Source organism: Mesorhizobium sp. M7A.F.Ca.US.002.01.1.1, from assembly GCF_004022955.1.
GTDB classification, from domain to species: Bacteria; Pseudomonadota; Alphaproteobacteria; order Rhizobiales; family Rhizobiaceae; genus Mesorhizobium; species Mesorhizobium ciceri.
Genome location: NZ_RZQE01000720.1, coordinates 1 through 2,166, shown reverse-complemented (window position 1 = coordinate 2,166; position 2,166 = coordinate 1). Strand labels below are relative to the sequence as shown.

3 protein-coding genes are annotated in these 2,166 nt (G+C 61.6%); all 3 read left to right on the top strand.

Features of this window, described 5'->3' with window-relative positions:
* A partial coding sequence (gene ftsY, locus EN932_RS34600) for a signal recognition particle-docking protein FtsY (protein ID WP_128369457.1) occupies positions 1–898 on the top strand: 898 nt, incomplete at its 5' end.
* A gap of 61 nt (positions 899–959) precedes the next feature.
* Positions 960–1,634, top strand: a complete 675-nt coding sequence (locus EN932_RS34595; protein ID WP_013528838.1) for a septation protein A — start codon at positions 960–962, stop codon at positions 1,632–1,634.
* 25 nt (positions 1,635–1,659) lie between these two features.
* A partial coding sequence (locus tag EN932_RS34590) for an MSMEG_1061 family FMN-dependent PPOX-type flavoprotein (protein ID WP_128369456.1) occupies positions 1,660–2,166 on the top strand: 507 nt, incomplete at its 3' end.

The window sequence follows — 2,166 nt, the reverse complement described above, 5'->3', positions numbered from 1 at the left end:
CATGAAGGACGGGCTTGCCCGCTCGTCCAAGGAACTGACCGGCAACATTGCCGGCGTCTTCACCAAGCGCAAGCTGGACGAAGAGACTTTGCAGGACCTGGAGGATGTGCTGATCCGCGCCGATCTCGGCATGGAGACCGCCTTGCGCGTTACCGACGCGCTGGCCGCCAGCCGCTACGGCAAGGACGTTTCCGACACCGAGGTCCGCGCCATCATGGCGGCCGAGGTGGAAAAAGTGCTGACCCATGTCGCCATGCCGCTGGAGCTCGACCTCTCGCACAAGCCGCATGTCATCCTGGTGGTTGGCGTCAACGGCACCGGCAAGACCACCACCATCGGCAAGCTCGCCGCCAAGCTGACCGATGGCGGCCTGTCGGTCATGCTCGCCGCCGGCGACACGTTCCGCGCGGCAGCCATCGAGCAGCTGAAGATCTGGGGCGAGCGGACGAAATCGCCGGTCATCGCCTCCAAGCTCGGCGCCGATGCCGCCGGCCTTGCCTATGATGCATTCGAGCGGGCGAAAGAGGCCGGCTCCGACGTGCTGATCATCGACACCGCCGGCCGTCTGCAGAACAAGACCGAACTGATGGCCGAGCTCGAAAAGATCGTCCGCGTGCTCGGCAAGCTCGATCCGGAAGCGCCGCACACCGTGCTGCAGACGGTCGACGCCACCACCGGCCAGAACGCGCTCAACCAGGTCGAGATCTTCCGCAATGTCGCCGGCGTCAACGGCCTGGTGATGACCAAGCTGGACGGCACGGCGCGCGGCGGTATTCTGGTGGCGATCGCGGCAAAGCACAAATTGCCGGTCTATTTCATCGGCGTCGGCGAACAGGTCGACGACCTCGAACCTTTCTCAGCAAGCGAATTCGCCAGGGCGATCGCTGGAGTAGCTTAACAAGCATGTCCCAAAAAGGTGCAGACTTTTTGGATCAGATCATGCGCAAGAAAGAGATTCCATGAACCCACCCATTCTCGAACGCGATCCGTCGGACCCGCAGAAGCAGAAGAAGGAAGGCGTCAATCCGCTGCTCAAGCTGGTGCTGGAGCTGGGTCCGTTGATGGTGTTCTTCTTCGCCAATGCGCGCAGCGGATGGCTGGTGCAGAAATTCCCTGTTCTGGCCGAGTTCGGCGGGCCGATCTTCGTCGCCACCGGCCTGTTCATGGCCGCCACGGCAATCGCGCTGATCGCCTCGTGGCTGCTCACCCGCACCTTGCCGATCATGCCGATGGTGTCGGGCGTCGTCGTCTTCATTTTCGGCGCGCTGACGCTCTATCTGCAGGACGACATCTTCATCAAGATGAAGCCGACCATCGTCAACACGCTGTTCGGCGGGGTGCTGCTCGGCGGCCTGTATTTCGGCAAGTCGCTGCTTGGCTATGTCTTCGATTCAGCCTTCAGCCTCGACGCTGAAGGCTGGCGCAAGCTGACCTTCCGCTGGGGCCTGTTCTTCCTGTTCCTGGCCATCGTCAATGAGGTGGTGTGGCGCAATTTTTCCACCGACGCCTGGGTTACTTTCAAGGTCTGGGGCATCATGCCGATCACGCTTCTGTTCACCTTCAGCCAGATGCCGCTGATCCTGCGCCATTCGCTGGACGACAAGACCGGCAAAGAAGAGAAGGCCGGGAAATAGAGCCTGCAAATAAGGGGAAAGGGCCATGGAATTCGTCACCACGCGCGACCAGTTGAGGACGATCTACAAGACGCCACGACCGACCGACGGTTCTATCCGAAAGGAGCTGAAAAAACTTGACGGCCATTGCCGCTCCTTCATCGGCAAGAGCCCATTCGTGCTGATTGGCTCGTCCGACGGTGCCGGCAATGCCGACGTGACGCCGAAGGGCGACAAACCGGGCTTTGCCACCGTTCTGGACGACACCACCATCGCCATTCCCGACCGGCCCGGCAACAACCGGCTCGACACGCTGGAAAACATCCTCGTCAATCCCCCGGTCGGGCTGCTCTTCCTCATCCCCGGCATGAACGAGACGCTGCGCGTCAACGGCGATGCCCGCATCACCGTCGACGCAAATTTGCGCGAACGGCTCGCCGTCGACGGCAGGGAGCCGCAAAGCGTTGTCGTGGTCAGCGTCAAGGCGGCCTACATGCACTGCGCAAAAGCCTTCATGCGCTCGGATTTGTGGAAGCCGGAAACCTGGTACGAC

Excerpts from the sequence above, each read along its gene's own strand:
- EN932_RS34595 (WP_013528838.1), top strand. The coding sequence starts at position 960 with ATGAACCCACCCATTCTCGAACGCGATCCGTCGGACCCGCAGAAGCAG.